Raw genomic sequence first — 19,843 nt, 5'->3', positions numbered from 1 at the left:
TCCTTAAAACTCTACAGACTTTTTAATCGCAGCGAATACTTTGAGTGCATCTGGCACGTATTCTTTTTCTAATGCAAGTGGATAAGGAGTATCTAAACCACATACACGAGCAATGGGCGATTCTAAGTGTAAGAAACATTCTTGCGCAATTGTCGCCGCAATTTCAGCACCGAAGCCATTTGTAATAGGCGCTTCGTGGCTGATGATAAGACGACCAGTTTTAACCACTGACTTAGCAACGGTTTCAACATCCCAAGGTAATATGCTACGCAGGTCGATTACTTCACAGCTAATACCGGCTTCTTCGGCTTTGCTCGCTGCTTGTTCGATAATCTCCATTTGTGCCCCCCACGCAAGTAAGGTCACATCGCTTCCCTCTTTAACCACCTCAGCTTTACCAATCTCGATGCTGTAATCTTCTTCTGGCACTTCGCCAACCGACGCACGGTACAAACGTTTAGGCTCGAAGAAAATAACTGGGTTGTCATCCTTTATACATGCACGCAACAAGCCTTTAGCCTGATATGGGTTGCGTGGTACAACTAACTTTAATCCCGGAGTATGGGCAAAGTAAGCCTCGGGTGATTGCGAATGATATAAACCACCAGCTATACCGCCACCGTATGGGGTACGAATTGTTAAGTTACCAACATTAAACTCGTTACCGCTGCGATAACGGAATTTTGCTGACTCGTTCACGATTTGGTCAAACGCTGGGAAGATATAATCAGCGAATTGGATTTCCGCTAAAGCGGGAGCACCAAATGCTGCTAAACCATTGGCGAAACCCAAAATGCCCTGCTCCGTCAGTGGTGTATTAAATACACGATGTTTACCGTATTTTTCCTGTAAACCAGATGTCGCGCGAAAAACGCCACCAAAGTAACCCACATCTTCACCAAAAATACACGCTTGCGGGTGTTCATTCATGGTGATATCAAGCGCCGAGTTAATGGCGTGTAGCATGTTCATTTTAGCCATTATTTAATTCTCCCTGCAGTCACTGGATAGGCATCTGGGTGCTGTTTAATATGCTCTTTTAATTCTTCATACTGTTTTTGTAATGAAGGAATTGGTGTGTCGTAAACATCAGAAACAAGCTCTTCAAGCGCTGGCTTTTGTACTTTCTCCGCAACTTTAACCGCAGCTAAAATATCTTCACGGATCTTTTCTTTTTGCGCTTCGTCTTCTTTTTCGTCCAGCCAGCCTTGTTTTAATAGCCACTTTTTAAAGCGCTCGATTGGACAATTCGCTTTAAATGCGGCCTCTTCTTCTTTGCTGCGATAACCCGATGGGTCATCAGACGTTGAGTGTGCGCCCAAACGATACGCGATTGACTCAATTAATACAGGTTCACCCTGTTGTGTGGCAATTCTGCGCGCTTCTTGGGTTGCTGCAAATACGGCCAATGCATCAGCACCATCTACTCGAATGGTTTTCATACCGTAGCCGACACCACGTGATGCGATACCATCCCCTTTAAACTGCTCATCAGCAGGGGTTGAAATGGCGTAGCCATTATTACGAGCGAAGAAAATAACAGGGGCTTCATGTACTGCGGCCATGTTTAAGCCTGCGTGGAAGTCACCTTCTGATGCAGCCCCTTCACCAAAGTAACAAATCGTCACGTTATCAATTTCTGATGCCAGCTTACCGGTCTCTTTGTCGATATGCTTAAGCTTTTGGCCATACGCATAGCCAGTAGCTTGTGGAATTTGTGTGCCTAGTGGTGAAGATATCGTTAAGTAGTGTAACTCTTTTGAACCATAGTGCACGGGCATTTGACGGCCTTTGCCTAAGTCTTTTTCGTTAGAGAATAACTGGTTCATGAACTGTTCAAGGGTAAAGCCACGATATGCAATTGCTGCTTGCTCACGGTACTGAGCCATGATCATGTCGTCTTGCTTTAACGCCGCAGCACTCGCTGTGATGGCCGCTTCTTCACCTAAACACTGCATGTAAAAACTAACACGCCCCTGACGCTGTGCCGCTTGCATGCGCTCATCCAACAGGCGAATAAAACGCATCGTAGAGTACAGGCGCTGCGCAGTCTCTTTGTCTATATCAGGTGCCGTTGCACCAGCAAGTACTTCACCGTCATCACCTAATATGGATAAAGTTGGAATATCCAGGGCATGGCTATCAATAAACTTCAACTCATGGCTGATATTTAACGATATGTTATTGGGGTTAGTCATAACCTACCTTCTCTTGTTGTCATAACACATTTGCAATTTACGCGGCATGTGCGAGCACAGGCTGAATCTGAACGGCACCAATCTCAATGAATTTTTTAATTATAGATTGGCTTTATTTTGTATTAATAATCCGTTCAGCTAATGCAAACTGATTAAATAAAAACTAGTGTCACTTTACGTTAACGTAAAGGGTTATTCAACTAATCCTAGATGAATAACCCATAATTTGCATAATTATGCTTGGAAAGATTTTGATACGGAGGGATAACTATTTTAAAAACAAAGAATTAAACAAACCTTTCATCTACTTCCATGGGAATTACAGTTAATAAAGCGCGTTGTCCTAGTGCCACCTTGGCATTTGGAAAAATGATCGCTTCTCCCTCAACCTCCGCAAGATATCTAGTTTCACCGTCAGTTGCTAGCAACTCGCCTTTGGCAAAACCAGTGAAGTTCTCTGCACTGTCAGGAAACGGAAACGTAAAGTCTTCCTGTGTTCTATTGATCGTTCTATGCACTTGGAACAGCTCAAAGTCATCAGGATTAAATTTTCCAAAATCTAGATTTGATTGACTAATTAATGCAGTTAATGTGGCCTTGGTTTTTGCAAATCTACTCATGTCATTGCCACCAAAGGGTTTTACTTGCCCTAATTCCACAGTAAACGCATCTGCGCCAAATTGTCTTGAAGAGAAATAACTAAATGTGGTTGCTGCTGAGCGCATCATCAGCACGGTGTTTACACCACAGGCTAACAAAAATTGCAGCTGCGATTTTTTCCATGGCTCGCCATGTAAAAATGGATAAACCGCAAATTTTTCATTTTTTGAGCCACGAATGGCGGTGTGTAAATCGTAGTGACAACGATAACGGCCCTCTTCCACAGAGGTAAAAAAGTCTGTTACATAGCGTTCTAAATTTGCTGCGCGCTTACGTTCCTCATTCTCGATGCCGTCTTGTGCATGAGTACCGTTAAACAACCTGTTTAAGTTTTCTTCTACAAAACGCTCGCCGATGTTAATCGACTTGGGATTACCGAATATAAATAACACACGATGTTTGAGTTCAAGTTGTCCTTTAAGAATACTCTGGATGAGCTCATCACAAATCTCAATCGGCGCAGTTTCATTACCATGAATCGCACTGGACAACACTATGTCCTTTTGACCATATTGAGCGGGTGTAAATTTGATCACCCCCGTGTCTATCACATCAACTTGTGTGCCATTGGACAAAGTAAATTGCTCAGCTGGCAAATGAAATTCATTGTTTCTTGTCAGGGTTAAAAAGTCCCCTGTGCGTTTTAATTCTTCTAGGTACATACGGTCACCTGTTCTGGTTATTATGTGAGAGTGATTACCTTTGCTCAAAAGGTACAAAAAAGCCATGCAATAGCATGGCTTTTATTGAGTTAAAGCTTAACTGATAACTGAGTCAACGAGCGCCTTAGCCTCCTGCTCCAGTTGTTGCAGGTGCGCTTCCCCTTTAAATGACTCAAGATAGATCTTATAAATATCTTCTGTACCAGATGGACGTGCGGCAAACCAACCATTTTCAGTCACAACTTTTAAGCCACCGATCGCTGCGTTGTTACCCGGCGCATTGGTTAAGATCTGAGTGATTTTATCACCCGCTAAAACATCCGCAGTTACATCCGCAGGGCTCAATGCTTTTAAGCGATCTTTTTGTTCACCGGATGCTGGCGCATCAATGCGTTTATAAAGTGGTGCCCCAAACTGTTGCTCAAGCTCTTGATAACGCTCAGATGGCGTTTTCCCTGTCACAGCTAAGATTTCAGCGGCAAGTAAACCAAGAATAAAACCATCTTTGTCGGTATTCCAAACATCACCATTCATACGTAAGAATGATGCTCCTGCACTTTCCTCGCCACCAAACGCCAGCCACTGTCTGTTCAAACCTTTAACAAACCACTTAAAGCCCACAGGTACTTCATAAACTTCATGGTTATTAGCTTTGACAACCTTATCGATCATCGCCGAAGACACTAACGTCTTACCAATTTTGACATCGCTTGGCCAATTTCTATGATTTAACAAATAATCGATAGCGACTGCTAAAAAGTGATTTGGATTCATCAAGCCATCTTTGGTAACAATACCATGGCGGTCATAATCTGGGTCATTACCAATGCCAATATCGTAATCATCTTTTAATGCGATTAAATTTGCCATTGCGTAAGGGGAAGAACAATCCATACGAATTTTGCCATCTTTATCCAGTGGCATAAAAGCAAAACGCGGGTCAACTTGATTATTTACCACGGTTAAGTTCAAGTCGTACTGCTGTGCTATAACAGGCCAAAAGTTGATCCCTGAACCACCTAATGGATCAACACCAATGTTCACGCCTGCCTTTGCGATGGCTTGCATATCGATGATATTACCCAAATCTTCAACATAAGGGGTGATCAAATCTTGATATTTGATAAAACCTGAGCGCCTTGCCTTGGCAAATGGGAACAACTCCACTTCAACAAGGTCTTCTAGCAATAACTGGTTAGCCCTGTTTTCAATCCAATTTGTTACATCAGTGTCAGCGGGGCCACCATTTGGCGGATTATATTTAAAACCACCATCTTCAGGCGGGTTATGTGATGGCGTGACCACAATGCCATCAGCTAACTCGTTAGGGTTATTTTTGTTATGACAAACTATCGCATGACTAATCACTGGTGTTGGCGTGTAGTCATCATTTTCTTGGGTGATAACTTGTACTTCATTGGCAACCAAAACCTCTATCGCAGAATTGAAAGCCGCTTCCGATAGCGCATGAGTATCTTTGCCCAAGAACAGCGGACCAAAAATGTCATTTGCTTTGCGATAATCACAAATCGCTTGGGTGATTGCCAAAATGTGAGATTCATTAAATTTCACATTGTATGAACAACCTCGGTGTCCAGAGGTGCCAAAGGCGACACAATGTTCTGGGTGCTGCTCTAAATCAGGCTCATTTAAGTAATAAGCGGATACAAGTTTTGGAATATCAGCCAATTGCGACTGCGCTGCTGGTTTACCAGCGCCTGGGTGGATTGCCATACGATGTCCTTATAGGTAGTCTCGGATAGTTTCAGCTTGCGCTTCAGTGTAGCCTAAGCTTAACGCGACTTCATGAAGCATCATTTTCTTACGAGTCGTATTTGAGTTGGTCATCACCCAATATTCGCTATCGAGAATATTTTTTGGGTTCATACTACTACCACTTTCAAGTAACGCTTCTTTACTTTTTGCAAAATAAATACGGTCACGCCCTTTTATATCTAGCACCTTATGAAAACTTTTCTTATGAGTGCGGTGCAGCGCGCACAGAATAAATAAGAATCGCCCCACTACGCCTTTTTGCATAGCAAGTTCTTCCTTATTTAGAATATTAAACACATTTTCATTGGTTTGTGCAGGTTCTTCGACCACTGGTTGCTGTTCGCTTTGTTCTGGTTGTGTGGCAGGTTCGCTGCTTGACATAGGCGCCGATGACGCACTGCTATCAACAGAGAGATTTAATAAACGACGCAAAATTTGAGAGGCACTTTCGCCAATACTTTGGGTATTGCTTGCGATGTATTGATAAAGTTCGTCATCTATTTCTATTTTCTTCATGCTTTTCCTGTCATTACTGAAATTTAGTGCATCTGTCGGCGATTATATCCTGATTTCACTTATTACTCTACGGCTTTGCATTTTTGCCTAACGCTGGCACAATTGTGCATCAAATTTAGGAGAACGCATGTTACTTAACTACACCCAAACAGGCTCGGGGCCCGATGTTATTCTTATGCATGGTCTTTTCGGCTCTTTAGATAACCTCAATATTGTTGCTAAAGCGTTGGCCGAACACTTCACGGTGACGAATGTAGATTTAAGAAACCACGGCCTGTCATTTCACGATAATGTGATGGATTACCCAACCATGGCTTCTGATGTGATTGCCTTAATGGATCATCTAAAAATAGATAAAGCCCATTTGGTTGGCCATTCCATGGGAGGCAAAGTCGCAATGCAAGTCGCGATGCAAGCTGAGCAACGCGTCGTTCGTTTAGCCATTTTGGACATCGCCCCCGTTGCCTATCATTCAAGACACGATAGTATTATTGCAGGTTTAAAGTCTGTTGCTGACGCAGTTGCGAGTGCAAAAATACAAAACCGCAGCGAAGCGGATATAATCATGGCACAACACATAGAAGAGCTCGGCGTTAGGCAGTTCTTATTAAAAAGTTTGGCCAAAAATGAGCAGTCAGAGCTGGCATGGCGCTTTAATTTAGCTGCTATATGCAACAATTACAGCAAAATAACCGCAAATATAAATGCAACTCATTCTTGTTTGTGTGATACTCTATTTATCAAAGGAAACAACTCTGACTATATCCTGCCAGAGCATAAAGACGCTATCACCCAATGCTTTAGCAATGCCAAAGCAAAAGTGATCCATGGTGCTGGTCACTGGCTTCACGCAGAAAAGCCGCAATCAGTAAATCGCTCTATAATTGATTTTCTTCAATTATAATGTTGTTTTTACGTTGCGAACTTAATTTATCTCAAATGATTATGTTATAGTACGCGCCGTTTGAGATTTTAGTAGAGCGCACATGGTCAGTCAGTTTATAAATGAATTTGAAACCTTAGGGCTGTATTTCGCGTTAGCGGGTATCTTCTTTTTTATTGGAATGGCTATCCAGGATGTTCTAAAAAAAGGTGATGTGCCAAAATTTGGCAGGTACACCGTTTGGTTAGTGTTGTTTCTGGGCTGTTCAGGTTTTATTGCCAAAGGCTTAATTCAGGTATTTTGGCAAGGTGCAGGTGTTGGTTAGACATGGCAAAATCTGAAACAGATAGAACCACGATTGACTTATTTGATAATGAAAAACGCCCAGGCCGACCCAAAACCAATCCACTTCCTAGAGAAGTGCAATTAAAGGTCAACAAGCGTAATCAGATTAAACGTGATCGTGCAAGAGGATTAAAACGCGTAGAATTTAAAGTTTCATCAGAGCTTTACCAAGCTTTGAGTGATATGGCAGATGAACAAAACATAAGCCGCAGCGCGTTAATAGAAACCATCTTGCAAGAGAAATTAGCGAATAACAGATAGAAGGTAAGCATTAAATGGCAAGCGTAGGTATATTTTTTGGCAGTGACACTGGCAACACTGAACATGTTGCTAAGATGATACAAAAAGAGCTAGGTAAAAAGCTTGTAGACGTCAAAGACATTGCAAAAAGTAGTAAAGAAGAAATTGCAGAATTTGATCTAATCTTATTCGGCATTCCTACATGGTATTATGGTGAAGCTCAATGTGACTGGGATGACTTTTTCCCTGAACTTGAAGAAGTTGACTTCGAAGGCAAACTCGTAGCTATTTTTGGTTGTGGAGACCAAGAAGATTATGCCGAGTACTTTTTAGATGCGATGGGTATGATTAATGATATCGTTACGGAGCGTGGTGCAATCGTTGTAGGTCATTGGCCCACAGAAAGCTACCAGTTCGAAGCATCTAAAGCATTAGTAGATGACTCACACTTTGTGGGCTTAGGTATTGATGAAGACCGCCAGCCAGAGCTAACCGAACAACGCGTTAAAGCTTGGTGTGCTCAAGTGTATGAAGAGATGTGCTTGGCAGAGCTAGAGGACTAATAACAATGCGAGCTTTGCACTTAGGTGCATAGCAAGTTATTCTTAAGTTTGAGCGGCGTCGTGCGAATGACTTAAGACAAATACATATAAATAGATTGAGACAGATTTAATGACTGATCACAACTTAGAGTTAAAAAAAGCCGGTTTAAAGGTAACCCTTCCAAGGATCAAAATCCTTGAGATCTTACAATCACCAGACAATCAGCACATCAGTGCTGAAGATGTTTACAAAATCCTACTAGATTTAGGAGAAGAAATCGGTCTGGCAACGGTTTACCGCGTATTAAACCAGTTTGATGACGCAGGCATTGTAAGTCGTCACCATTTCGAAGGTGGCAAGTCTGTATTTGAACTGTCCGGCACCACACATCATGACCACCTAGTTTGCTTAAAGTGCGGTAAAGTGGTTGAGTTTGAAGATGATGTCATTGAGTCTCGTCAGGATGAGATTGCTAAACAAAATGGCATTAAACTGACAAACCACTCACTGTATTTATATGGTGAATGTGAAGACAAAGATGCATGTAAAAAGTACGCTGAAGAAAACGGCAACTGATTATAAGAACTTTGTTCATAACCGGCTTAGGCCGGTTTTTTTGTAGCTAAATACTTGCTACGACAATTTATTATTCAGAACTTTTTATAAACACTGGATATTTAGCCAGTACGCGGTAAAATGAGCATCTTAGATACGAAGGATAGAACAGATGTACAAGATTTTTGAGCGCTTCACCAATCCATTTCCAGAGACGCTTGTCAGCCAACCCCCAAATTCACTGTATGCATTTTGTCGCTTCTATACCAAGGGCATGGAGTGGCCGCTTATATTCATGTCATTGAGCGCAGCTATTCTAGCAATCCTCGAAGTCATGTTGTTTGGGTTTATGGGCGACTTGGTTGATTGGCTATCGAATTACACGCCTCAAACATTGTTTGAGCAAAAAAGCTCTGAGCTTTTGGTCATGACGTTTGTCACAGTGATAGCCCTGCCCCTAATTGTGCTTTTTCACTCGGCCATTTTGCATCAAAGTTTACTGGGTAACTACCCTATGTCGATACGTTGGCAGGCACACCGCTATTTACTAAAACAAAGTATGAGCTTCTATCAAGATGAATTTGCAGGCCGTATTGCCACCAAAGTTATGCAAACGGCACTTGCTGTGCGCGAAAGTGTGATGAAGCTCTTGGATGTGCTGGTCTACGTCATAGTCTACTTTAGTGCAATGATGGCATTAGTCGCACAAGCGGATATTAGACTCATGCTACCTATGCTTGCGTGGTTTGCTCTATACATTGGCGTACAAATGTACTTCGTTCCAAAACTAAAACGTGTTTCCAGTGCTCAAGCCGATGCTCGTTCTGAGATGACTGGCCGCATTGTCGATAGTTACGCAAACATTTCTACCGTCAAACTCTTCTCGTATACGCAACGTGAAGAACAATACGCTAAAGACAGCATGAATGTGTTTATTCAGCCTGTATATAAACAGATGAGACTAGCGACGGGCCTCAATGTGAGCGTGCAGACGCTTAACTATCTATTGGTATTCTCAGTTTCCGCATTGTCGTTGTATTTGTGGTCACTGAGTGCTATCACGGTCGGCGCTATCGCTATTACAGTGAGTCTCGCTTTGCGCCTCAACGGTATGTCGCAGTGGATCATGTGGGAGATCAGCGGGTTGTTTGAGAATATCGGTACGGTATCTGATGGTATTGCGACCTTATCTAAGCCAATAGATATAAAAGATGCGCCACAGGCACGTTCACTGGAATTTAGCGCAGGTTCAATCGATTTTAAAGATATCAGCTTCGCTTACAAACGCTTGGATAAAAATGCCCAAGCTAATGTGATTGACAACCTCTCCTTATCAATCAAACCGGGTGAAAAAGTTGGTGTAGTTGGCCGTTCTGGTGCAGGTAAATCAACCTTAGTTAACTTATTACTGCGATTTTACGATATAGACAGCGGCAGCATATGTATTGATGGGCAAGATATTTCTACCGTCAAGCAAGAAAGTCTTCGTCAATATATTGCAATGGTTACTCAAGATACCTCTTTACTGCATCGAAGCGTACGAGACAATATTTTGTATGGACGCCCTGATGCAACAGAACAGGAGTTAGTTAACGCCGCTAAACAAGCGCAAGCTTATGAGTTTATTCAGGACCTAGAAGACAGTAAAGGCAACAAAGGGTTTGATGCTCAAGTGGGTGAACGAGGCGTTAAGCTCTCAGGAGGCCAGCGTCAGCGTATTGCCATAGCTCGGGTATTACTAAAAAATGCACCAATACTCATTTTGGATGAGGCTACCTCAGCGCTTGACTCGGAAGTGGAAGCCGCGATTCAAGATAGCCTTGACACTCTAATGGCGGGTAAGACAGTTATTGCTATTGCCCATAGATTGTCCACGATTGCACAAATGGACAAACTTATCGTCATGGAACAAGGGCAAATTGTTGAACACGGAACACATAGTGAATTACTCGCTCAAGGCGGTATCTACGCCAAATTATGGGCCCATCAAACCGGTGGGTTTATTGGCGTGGAGTAACACCCGAGCAAAATAACAAACACACCTGCTCTACTAACTCGTCAAGCGCCGCTTCATCAAGCGGCGCTTGCCATTTGATCACTTGCTCCCAAAACGTTAGTTTTTTTAGTCCTCCCCAGAAGAAAGCGGCGGCGAACTCGGCGTTGAACTGTCCTAAACAGTGAGCTTTAGCCGCGTCTTCAAACCATATCAGCATCGCCTTTTCACAGTGCATAAGACGCTTATTCAGGTTGTCTGCTTGCTCCTTAGAACGCATAGACTCAATGATCACGATACGTGATAAAGTGAGGTAGTCATCATCTCCAAGCAAAGCCACTGCGCTTGTAGCCAAATGTTTAAGCTGTGTAGCAAAGTCATAGTTGGGAATAAATTGAATCGAAGTTAACGGCACAATGCGTTTTATCAATAAGTCAACGACAGCCCCAAAGAGCGCATCTTTGTTAGCAAAGTGTTTATATAAGGTTCGTTTTGAAACCTGAGCAGAACTACAAACTTGCTCCATCGTGGTTGCTGACAAGCCTTGCTGGGCAAATAGTTTAATTGCTGCACTGAGAATATCTTGCTGTTTTGCTGAATATTGCGTCATCTAATATTCTTATTGTATTGACCATTAACCGTATTTTAATAAAAAACAGGCGAAATAAGAAGTAAACTAAATCGTTTACCTACAAACCAAGAAAGTATACACTAGCGTTTACTTTCTAAAATTTCGTTCACTTATCTTTATATCGGTATATATTGTATAGTTAGTGGGCAAAAGCAAGGTCGCTTCTCTGAGTATGTCTAGTGGACTCACAACACAGCCAGTTCAGAGATAGTACGCATTATTATCTACAACGTTAGCATTACAATGCATCTATAGGAATTGGAGTAAACATGTATCCACACTTCACTAGCTGTGTAAAATCAGTCTTATTTATGGCAAGTGCGCTTTTATTGCTTACAGCATGCCAAGAAGAGAATTCACAACCAGCTTCTCACGCTATGCCACCCGCTGTTGTCAGCATTCTCCCTGTTACCAAAACCAATGTTCCCATTACCATCGAGCTACCTGCAACTCTCGCGGGTAATAAAGAAGTAGAAATACGTGCGCGTGTGTCTGGTATTGTTGAATCTAGGAATTTCGAAGAGGGTCAAAAGGTAACTGAAGGCCAATCACTTTTTACGCTAGACCTCGAACCTTTTCAGCTTGAACTGGAAACAGCGCAAGCGAAACTCCATGCCGCGGAAGCTTCCGTGACCCAGACGAAGCGAGAGCGGGATCGTTTTGAAACACTCACCAACGAGCGCTCAGTTTCCAAACGCGATTTTGATAATGCCGCATCGAGCTACGACATCGCGTTAGCAAATTTAGAGTCCGCCAAGGTTGCACTGAATGAAGCTAAACTTAATTTAAATTACGCTCAAGTAAAAGCCCCCGTTTCTGGGATCATTGGGCGAGAGCTCGTATCTGAGGGCAGCTATGTGTCAGGCCCAGAGGTGTTACTAACACAACTTACAGATACCAACACCATGCGTGTGCGCTTTGGCTTTTCGGAACGCGAACAATTAAAGATGCGTCAGGATGTTGAAACGGGTAGCTTGACATTACCTGAGAACAACGAATTTGATGCTCAGATAGTGTTACAAGACGGTAGTATCTACGCGCAAACTGGTAAAGTTAATTTCTCGGATGTCAGGGTAAACCGTTACACCGGGACCAGTGAACTACAGGCCAAAGTAGCTAACCCCAATTCGCAACTTAGACCAGGTCAATTTGTACGTGTGAGACTCAAAGGCGCGGTGCGTCACAATGTTGTATTGCTACCTCAGCGTGCGGTGCTGGATAATGGTACGGGCAAATTTGTGTATATCGCAACCAACAATGAACAAGGTGCATTAGTTGCCCTTCCTGCCCCTGTAGAAGTTGGAGAATGGGTAAGAATAGAAGGTGACAATTATTGGGTTATCCGCGAAGGTCTCAGCGAAGAACAGCCCGTTATCGTTGAAGGTATGGCACGTATTTTCTTCCCAGGTATGCCAGTACAAGTGGCTCAAAAAGGAGAAAAGTAACCCATGTTTTCTCGCTTTTTCATAGACAGACCCATTTTTGCGTTCGTCATATCGATTGTCATCGTACTTGCTGGTCTCGCCGCAATGAGGAGTCTTCCTGTGGCGCAGTATCCTGAAATCGCGCCACCCGTTGTACAGGTAACAGCCGTCTACCCCGGTGCCTCTGCTGAAGTGTTAGAACAAACGGTAGCGGCCCCTATCGAGAATGCAATTACTGGTGTTGAAGGCATGATGTATATGAGTTCAACCAGTACCAGTTCGGGTGTAACCACCATCATGGTAACATTTGAAATTGGCACGGATGTGGACCAAGCTGCCGTAAACGTCAATAATCGTGTCAAGCAAGTAGAAGCAAGATTGCCCGAAGAAACACGCAGGCAAGGTGTCGTTGTTGCCAAAGGGTCGTCTAGTTTTTTACAAGTTCATGCTTTTTATTCACCTGATAACTCCCGTACAAGTTTATGGACCTCTAACTATGTAACTATGAATGTGCTGGATAAAATTAAACGCATTCCAGGCACAACCAATGTGCAAATTTTCGGTGCCAAAGACTACGCAATGCGCATCTGGCTTCGTCCCGATATCATGAGCCAATTGAGTGTTACTGTTGAAGAAGTTACGGCTGCAGTAAGAGAGCAAAATTCTCAGTATGCAGCAGGTCAAATTGGTGCGACCCCAACGTCAAAACATGCTCAAGAGCTGGTCTACAGTGTTACTGCACAGGGACGCTTATCAACAGCAGAAGAATTTGAAGACATTTTGATTCGAGTCAATCCTGATGGCTCTAACCTACGCTTAAAAGACATAGCGCGTGTTGAGCTTGGCTCTAAGGATTACAACTTTGCCGGCACCATTAATGGTAAACAAGCCGTGCTATTGGGTATCTTTTTACAACCAGGTGCCAATGCGTTAGATGTGGCAGAACAGGTTAATCAAACTATTGATGAGCTTAAAAGCCAATTTCCAATTGGTTTATCACACTTGAATGCGTATGACACCACTCGCTTTGTTGAGGTTTCAATCCGCGAGGTACTTAAAACCTTAGGTGAAGCGATGGTTTTAGTGTTTCTTGTTGTGTATCTGTTTTTACAAAACTGGCGTGCCACACTGATCCCGACCCTAGCTGTGCCTGTATCCTTACTGGGTACGTTCGCTGGAATGTATATGTTGGGCTACTCCATTAACACTTTAACCCTATTTGGGATGGTGTTATCAATCGGTATTGTGGTCGATGATGCGATAGTCGTACTAGAAAACGTTGAACGTATTATGCACGAGAAACATGTTAGCGCGCGAGAAGCGGCCATCCAAGCCATGCAAGAAGTAAGTGGTCCCGTTGTCGCTATTGTATTGGTTCTTTGTTCAGTGTTTGTACCCATTGCCTTCCTTGGTGGCTTAACCGGAGAGTTATTCAGACAATTTGCTATCACCATTTCTATTTCTGTGAGTCTGTCAGGCGTTGTGGCACTGACCATGACACCTGCGCTTTGCGTACTTATCCTAAAACATGAACACAAACAAACCGCGTGGTTTTTTGTTTGGTTCAATGAGTTCTTTACGAAGATCACAGGACGCTACGTTAGCGCCGTTAGCTTTATGGTTAGACGAGGCTTACTAGGATTTATTTTAGTCGCGGGCATGATTGCCATCACGGGGTCGTTGTGGAAAAGCACACCAAGCTCTTTGGTTCCTGATGAAGATCAGGGCTTCTATATTTCAGCAATCTTCTTACCAGATGGTTCATCGCTGGAGCGCACAGCCAAAGTCGTAGATGAGGTAATTGCGGCTGTTCAGTCAAACCCTGCCAATGAAAATGTTGTCGCTTTCACAGGCTTTGACTTTATTGGTAATGGCTATAAAAACAGCGCTGCGACTTTATTTGTTACCCAAAAACATTGGGATGAGCGAGAAATAGAAGCCAAGTCGCTGGTTGGCGAGCTATACATGAAAACCGCACATATTAATGAAGCTTTAGTATTAGCGTTCAACCCTCCCGCAATTTTCGGACTTGGAAACACTGGCGGTTTCGAAGTTTATTTACAAAATAAAGGTGCCGGTGGGCCAGAAAAGCTAAAACAAGGTATGCAGTTATTGATGGCAGAGGCGCAAAAAAGCCCCGTACTTGCCAGTTTGCAGACTCTATGGCGCCCTGATGCCCCACAGCTTAAAGTTCATATGGACCGAGAGCAAGCTAGAGCGATGGGAGTCAATATTAATAGCGCATTCAATGCGTTGGCTGCAAATTTGGGGACTTATTACGTTAATGACTTTAACAAGTTTGGCCGCGCTTGGCAGGTACTACTGTCCGCAGAAGCCGAATTTAGGATGACACCTGAAAACGTTGGCCGAATTTATGTAAAGAATAATCAAGGTGATATGGTACCTATTTCTGCTTTCACGGACATTGAATATAGCCGTGGACCAGAAAGCTTAGAGCGCTATAACAATTTATCTGCGGTTAAGCTGCTTGGTGAAGCAGCTCCAGGATACAGCTCTGGACAAGCAATCGCAGAAATGGAACGGATCGCTCGCAGCGTATTACCACCTGATATGAGTTATGACTGGACAGGCTCCGCCTATCAGGAAAAACAAAGCTCCGGAACCACAGGGCTTGCTTTAGGGCTGGCTGTGATCATGGTATTTTTGATCTTAGCGGCACTTTATGAACGTTGGTCATTACCGTTCTCAGTGTTGCTTGCCCTGCCCTTTGGTACATTTGGTGCGCTGGTATCCATTTGGATTGCAGGTCTAACTAATGATGTTTACTTCCAAATAGGGCTAGTCACATTATTGGGGCTAGCCAGTAAGAATGCCATCTTGATCGTTGAATACGCACTGATGAAACACCAGCAAGGCTGGAGCGCGAGCGCCGCTGCGTTGGAAGCAGCTCGATTAAGGTTCAGACCCATCATTATGACCTCGTTAGCATTCATTCTGGGGGTAGTACCTTTGGTGCTAAGTTCAGGTGCAGGTGCTGGTGCGCGACATAGTGTTGGTACGGGTGTAATGGGTGGTATGATGGCCGCCACATTCCTCGCCGTTTTCTTCGTGCCTCTATTCTTTTTCTGGCTTACCAATCGCCAGTTAACAGAAAAACGCTCTCGACAGGAATTGGCTGCTGAAATCGCAGAGCAGCATAAAAAAGAACATGTAGATACCAAAGAAGGGTTGGTGTAGCATCTAAAAGGTATCAGTTATAAGATCAACAAGGCGGCCATTTGGCCGCCTTTTTATGTCTGAAAAATCTTTAAGCAACCGTTATGGTTGAACAACTGTCACATATGGGTCCCAGTTAATCTCTTTGATTAACTCTGTGCCTTTGTATACTTTTACGTAAAAAGTATACGCTTCAGTTTGCGAAACACCAGGGTTTGGACGGCCAGGTAACGTTGCATTAGCTTGAACAAAAGGCTGATAAGCAGTTTGACGTTCAATATTTACACGCTGATCTTGTCTCATTGGAATTGCATCGCGCTCATAAACATAAACTGGCATGTTACCTTGGTAAGCGGTCCAGTCTTTCAATAGCGTATTATTATTCCAATCATGCTCAGCGTCGATGATAACAGAGTAGTTTTCGTTGCTACCTTCAGGTTGAACTACTTTAGGGAATGCACTCCAACGAATGATATCATCATTGTCTACACGGATGCTTAACTCATAAGAGCCTTGTGAGTTACTTAGCACAATGTCTTGCGACGCATACATATTTACTGCACGGCTTCCAGAAGCACCATTTTCAACAGCTTCACAATCAACAACAACTTCTACGCGATGTATAGTCATTTTTTATCCTTAAAATATTCTAAATATTCAACAATCAAGCAAATTAATTATCGCACATCACACCGAATGAGCGAATTATATACCTGCTCAAAACGTGTCCGATGAACTACTCATTCAATCGAACGAGCGTAGAATATCCACACCTTAAACAAATATCAACATGAAACATACATTTTAATTACAAATTTTAACCATTTTTCATTACAGTCAATTACACCAAATTATAAATCATGAAAAACACTATTCACTTCAATCCCATAGCAAACTTCTTCAAATGGATAGCGATTCATGGTTAATCCTAATGCGCTATCTAAACTGACCGCACCGTGCTTCTCATAAAAAGATCGAGCTTGCTCATTTTTGGCGTAGATCCATGTATATGCTCGCTGATACCCCTGCTCGTAAAGCTTCAGTAGACGCGCTTTAAGCAGTGCCTGACCCAAGCCTTTATTTTGGTGATCGGGCAGCACATAACCACGATAAAGCTCACCCGCTTTTAACTTACACACGCGCCGACTAACTGGGTTGTGGGCAGTACGATACTTACCACTTGCTCCACATGCGACTATATGACGCCCATTGCTAATCACCAGTGCATTATTATCTTTGGGCTTGTTAAGAATTGACAGCCAGATCTTCTCAAAAAACTCATCTGTGCCTCTGTCTAACACATCTTGCGGTAAAAATGGGTTAAAGGCCTTTTGCCAACTTGCGCGAGTTACTTTAGCCATTTCTTCTATGTCTGCTAACGTCGCATTTCTAATCTTTAGATTTTCTGGTAAGGACAAAGCGGCGGTCAGTGCCTGAGGATCTGCTTCTATTATGTCCATATAAATCACCTATAAAATTTAATTATTAAGTAACAATTTAATACATTATTATTACAATCGTGTATTTATACAAATATTTTCGTCGTTTTTAAAGTACTTTTTACCCATGTAATCGCGGCACTATAGCGTTTTCGGAGCTAACCCGTTAATATTAAATAAAACGCCAGTGTGGTCGTGTTATGAATAAGCAGCAACTTCTCGAAAACTTTGAACAGTACTTTCAGGTAGACGACGCAAATCAGGTCAACCTCAAAGAGGTTAGTCATGATGAAGTGCCCGATACCATGCCTGAGCTTGAGGAAAAAATTCCGGCGTTGTTTAAACTCGCCAATGAAATGAAAGAACTGGATCACAAAATGCTCAGCCCATTGCGCAATCTTGGCGATATCGCCAGTGATCTTGCCACGTTTTTACAAGCTCAGTCTCGCAAAATAGATCTCATCATGAGTCACATTCTCGCCACAGAGCAGCCTGATGAAGACAATATCTATTGCGATTCATACGGTGGCGGTGGTATTCGCTTTACTTCAAGCACAACCTACCCTATTGGAACGCAACTAAGAACCAAGCTATTTTTGCGACAAGAAGCCGCAGCTATTTACTGTTATTGTGAAGTAATTGACGTCAAGAGCGTCAAAGAGAATGGCTCCCAGCACACCATCGCATTTACAAAAATTCGTGAAGAAGATCAGGAATTAGTCGTACGTGCAAGCCTTCATGCGCAGACCAGACAGCTAAAAAAACGTCAGTCAGAGCAGAATAAAGAACAAAATAGCTGACAGCACACGACACAATGATAAACTAGCGGCTTAGTTATTTATTAGTGTTTAATCATGAGCTTTAGACTTCTACCAGAATGGGCACCACAGGATGCTGTGATGCTCACTTGGCCTCACAAAGATACCGATTGGGCGAGCATACTCGCAGACGTTGAACCTGTGTATGTTACCCTGTGTCAATACATCAGCCAGTTACAACATGTTGTCATTGTGGCGCACAATGAGCAATTAAAAACACACATCATGACAGTGTTAAGCAATGCAGATATAGAGTTATCAAAAGTGATGTTTGTCGTTACTCCATGTAATGATACATGGGCGAGAGATCATGGCCCACTCACCTGTGCCGATGACCAAGGACAATTATGCATTAAAGATTTTATCTTTAATGGCTGGGGCAACAAGTTTGAATCTCAGTTAGACAATGCAATTAACGCAAAACTGGTCAACGAACTTTCAAACACAAATAACCAATATCAAGCGATGGACTTTGTTCTTGAAGGTGGTGGAGTCGAAATTAACGAACATGGTACTCTACTCACTACTTCTGAGTGCCTTTTAAACCCAAATAGAAACCCTGAATATGACAAACAAGGGATCGAGGCTTTGCTCAAAGAGCAGCTTGGCGCACGTCACTTTTTATGGGTTGATCACGGCTATTTGGCAGGAGATGATACTGATAGTCACATCGATACTTTAGTTCGTTTCGCTCCCAATAACACTTTAGTTTACGTGCAATGTGACAATCAAAACGATGAGCATTTTCCAGCTTTAGACGCTATGGAAAAACAGTTACAGAGCTTTAAAACACCCACAGGTGAGGCATATAAGTTAGTGTCTTTACCATGGCCAAAAGCCGTATTTAATGACGATGGTGATAGATTGCCAGCAACCTACGCCAATTACCTGATCATCAATTCAACAGTGTTAGTGCCTGTGTATAATGATGAATGCGATGCTCTCGCCTTGTCTCAGGTACAAAAGGCGTACCCAGAGCATACCGTTATCGGCATCAATTGCCTGCCTATTATCCATCAATTCGGCAGTCTACATTGCATCACAATGCAACTGCCACGTGGTTTTTTAAAACAGGATTAAGCCATGAGTTCACAAATACTTAAAGTTGGTTTGGTACAACATGCCAACAGCAATGACCTAGAGCAAAATACTGCAAAAACAGTACAAGGTATCCGCGACGCTGCAAAGCAAGGCGCTAAACTTGTGGTACTACAAGAGCTTCATCGCAGCCTGTATTTTTGCCAAACAGAAGACACTGACCTATTTGACTTAGCGGAGACTATCCCTGGTCCAAGTACCAGCCTATACGGTGCGCTAGCAAAGGAACTAGACATCGTTATTGTTACGTCTTTATTTGAAAAACGTGCCACCGGCCTATACCACAACACAGCGGTTGTGCTTGAACGTGATGGTACAATCGCTGGTAAATATCGCAAGATGCACATTCCTGATGATCCAGGATTTTACGAAAAATTCTATTTCACACCTGGCGATCTAGGCTTTACCCCCATTCAAACCTCTGTCGGTAAGTTGGGCGTACTCGTATGTTGGGACCAATGGTTCCCAGAAGCAGCCAGATTGATGGCCATGGCAGGAGCGGAGCTACTCATCTACCCTACCGCTATCGGTTGGGATCCTAGAGATACTCAAGATGAACAAGTTCGCCAACGTGATGCATGGATCATTTCACAGCGAGCGCATGCGGTCGCAAATGGTGTACCTGTCATTAGTGTCAACCGTGTTGGTCAGGAACAAGACCCAAGCTCACAAAGCGAAGGTATTCAATTTTGGGGTAATTCATTTGTGGCCGGCCCACAGGGTGAAATGCTAGTACACGCCAGCGAAACGCAAGAGCAAACACTGGTCGTAGAAATAGATCAGGGACGCAGTGAGTCCGTGCGTCGAATTTGGCCGTATCTACGTGATCGTCGCATCGATCAATATCAAGATCTTTGCAAAATCTATCGTGACTAAATAATAACA

19 protein-coding genes are annotated in these 19,843 nt (G+C 43.0%); 11 read left to right on the top strand and 8 right to left on the bottom strand.

Annotation, left to right across the window (positions count from 1 at the left end):
* Positions 1-3 precede the first annotated feature (3 nt).
* The 5 genes from C2M32_RS09455 to seqA form a co-directional block, all read right to left on the bottom strand.
* Positions 4-981 carry an alpha-ketoacid dehydrogenase subunit beta gene (locus tag C2M32_RS09455; protein WP_105168197.1) on the bottom strand — a complete coding sequence of 326 codons (978 nt, stop codon included), beginning with the start codon at positions 979-981 and terminating at the stop codon, positions 4-6.
* The gene (locus tag C2M32_RS09450) at positions 981-2,198 is read right to left on the bottom strand and encodes a thiamine pyrophosphate-dependent dehydrogenase E1 component subunit alpha (RefSeq protein WP_105168196.1); all 1,218 of its coding nucleotides are present in this window, start codon (positions 2,196-2,198) and stop codon (positions 981-983) included. The genes C2M32_RS09455 and C2M32_RS09450 overlap by 1 nt, the downstream gene beginning before the upstream one ends.
* 287 nt (positions 2,199-2,485) lie before the next feature.
* Complete coding sequence (gene astE / locus C2M32_RS09445) at positions 2,486-3,520, bottom strand: succinylglutamate desuccinylase (RefSeq protein ID WP_105168195.1); 1,035 nt, start codon at positions 3,518-3,520, stop codon at positions 2,486-2,488.
* A gap of 96 nt (positions 3,521-3,616) precedes the next feature.
* Positions 3,617-5,254, bottom strand: a complete 1,638-nt coding sequence (gene pgm / locus C2M32_RS09440) for a phosphoglucomutase (alpha-D-glucose-1,6-bisphosphate-dependent) (RefSeq protein ID WP_105168194.1) — start codon at positions 5,252-5,254, stop codon at positions 3,617-3,619.
* 9 nt (positions 5,255-5,263) lie between these two features.
* Positions 5,264-5,812 (bottom strand): replication initiation negative regulator SeqA, encoded by a 549-nt coding sequence (seqA, locus tag C2M32_RS09435; RefSeq protein WP_105168193.1) that lies wholly within the window; start codon positions 5,810-5,812, stop codon positions 5,264-5,266.
* A gap of 127 nt (positions 5,813-5,939) precedes the next feature.
* Between seqA and C2M32_RS09430 the strand changes: the two genes are divergently transcribed.
* The 6 genes from C2M32_RS09430 to C2M32_RS09405 all read left to right on the top strand — a co-directional run bounded on the left by C2M32_RS09430 (position 5,940) and on the right by C2M32_RS09405 (position 10,395).
* The gene (locus C2M32_RS09430) at positions 5,940-6,716 is read left to right on the top strand and encodes an alpha/beta fold hydrolase (RefSeq protein ID WP_105168192.1); all 777 of its coding nucleotides are present in this window, start codon (positions 5,940-5,942) and stop codon (positions 6,714-6,716) included.
* 82 nt (positions 6,717-6,798) lie between these two features.
* Positions 6,799-7,020, top strand: coding sequence for a DUF2788 domain-containing protein (locus C2M32_RS09425; RefSeq protein WP_070985548.1), 222 nt, complete (start codon positions 6,799-6,801; stop codon positions 7,018-7,020).
* Between the two features lie 2 nt (positions 7,021-7,022).
* Entirely contained in the window at positions 7,023-7,301 is a 279-nt protein-coding gene (gene ybfE, locus C2M32_RS09420; RefSeq protein ID WP_070985549.1) for a LexA regulated protein, read from the top strand.
* A gap of 14 nt (positions 7,302-7,315) precedes the next feature.
* Positions 7,316-7,843: a flavodoxin FldA gene (fldA, locus tag C2M32_RS09415; protein ID WP_105168191.1), complete on the top strand. Its 528-nt coding sequence runs from the start codon at positions 7,316-7,318 to the stop codon at positions 7,841-7,843.
* Positions 7,844-7,952: 109 nt separating this feature from the next.
* Positions 7,953-8,399: a ferric iron uptake transcriptional regulator gene (gene fur / locus C2M32_RS09410; protein WP_105168190.1), complete on the top strand. Its 447-nt coding sequence runs from the start codon at positions 7,953-7,955 to the stop codon at positions 8,397-8,399.
* A 151-nt stretch (positions 8,400-8,550) separates the two neighbouring features.
* Complete coding sequence (locus C2M32_RS09405) at positions 8,551-10,395, top strand: ABC transporter ATP-binding protein (RefSeq protein WP_105168189.1); 1,845 nt, start codon at positions 8,551-8,553, stop codon at positions 10,393-10,395.
* On the opposite strand, the gene C2M32_RS09400 is transcribed toward C2M32_RS09405, so the two are convergent.
* Positions 10,379-10,981 carry a TetR/AcrR family transcriptional regulator gene (locus C2M32_RS09400; RefSeq protein WP_105168188.1) on the bottom strand — a complete coding sequence of 201 codons (603 nt, stop codon included), beginning with the start codon at positions 10,979-10,981 and terminating at the stop codon, positions 10,379-10,381. The genes C2M32_RS09405 and C2M32_RS09400 overlap by 17 nt on opposite strands.
* A 290-nt stretch (positions 10,982-11,271) precedes the next feature.
* On the opposite strand from C2M32_RS09400, the gene C2M32_RS09395 reads away from it, so the two are divergent.
* Both C2M32_RS09395 and C2M32_RS09390 read left to right on the top strand, forming a co-directional pair.
* Complete coding sequence (locus C2M32_RS09395) at positions 11,272-12,447, top strand: efflux RND transporter periplasmic adaptor subunit (protein WP_105168187.1); 1,176 nt, start codon at positions 11,272-11,274, stop codon at positions 12,445-12,447.
* Positions 12,448-12,450: 3 nt separating this feature from the next.
* Positions 12,451-15,624: an efflux RND transporter permease subunit gene (locus C2M32_RS09390; RefSeq protein WP_105168186.1), complete on the top strand. Its 3,174-nt coding sequence runs from the start codon at positions 12,451-12,453 to the stop codon at positions 15,622-15,624.
* Positions 15,625-15,705: 81 nt separating this feature from the next.
* On the opposite strand, the gene C2M32_RS09385 is transcribed toward C2M32_RS09390, so the two are convergent.
* Together C2M32_RS09385 and C2M32_RS09380 are read right to left on the bottom strand one after the other, a co-directional pair.
* Positions 15,706-16,233 (bottom strand): AidA/PixA family protein, encoded by a 528-nt coding sequence (locus C2M32_RS09385; protein WP_105168185.1) that lies wholly within the window; start codon positions 16,231-16,233, stop codon positions 15,706-15,708.
* A 221-nt stretch (positions 16,234-16,454) separates the two neighbouring features.
* Positions 16,455-17,063, bottom strand: a complete 609-nt coding sequence (locus C2M32_RS09380) for a GNAT family N-acetyltransferase (protein WP_105168184.1) — start codon at positions 17,061-17,063, stop codon at positions 16,455-16,457.
* A gap of 179 nt (positions 17,064-17,242) precedes the next feature.
* Between C2M32_RS09380 and C2M32_RS09375 the strand changes: the two genes are divergently transcribed.
* From C2M32_RS09375 to C2M32_RS09365, 3 genes are read left to right on the top strand one after another with little or no spacing between them, the layout of a single operon-like run.
* Positions 17,243-17,842: a PilZ domain-containing protein gene (locus C2M32_RS09375; protein WP_105168183.1), complete on the top strand. Its 600-nt coding sequence runs from the start codon at positions 17,243-17,245 to the stop codon at positions 17,840-17,842.
* Positions 17,843-17,896: 54 nt separating this feature from the next.
* Positions 17,897-18,940 (top strand): agmatine deiminase family protein, encoded by a 1,044-nt coding sequence (locus C2M32_RS09370; RefSeq protein WP_105168182.1) that lies wholly within the window; start codon positions 17,897-17,899, stop codon positions 18,938-18,940.
* A 3-nt stretch (positions 18,941-18,943) separates the two neighbouring features.
* Positions 18,944-19,834 carry a carbon-nitrogen hydrolase gene (locus C2M32_RS09365; protein WP_105168181.1) on the top strand — a complete coding sequence of 297 codons (891 nt, stop codon included), beginning with the start codon at positions 18,944-18,946 and terminating at the stop codon, positions 19,832-19,834.
* The last annotated feature ends 9 nt before the right edge of the window (positions 19,835-19,843 follow it).

The sequence above is a fragment of the Pseudoalteromonas sp. T1lg23B genome (assembly GCF_002964665.1).
Lineage (GTDB): Bacteria > Pseudomonadota > Gammaproteobacteria > Enterobacterales > Alteromonadaceae > Pseudoalteromonas.
This window is presented reverse-complemented; position numbering and strand designations above follow the sequence as displayed.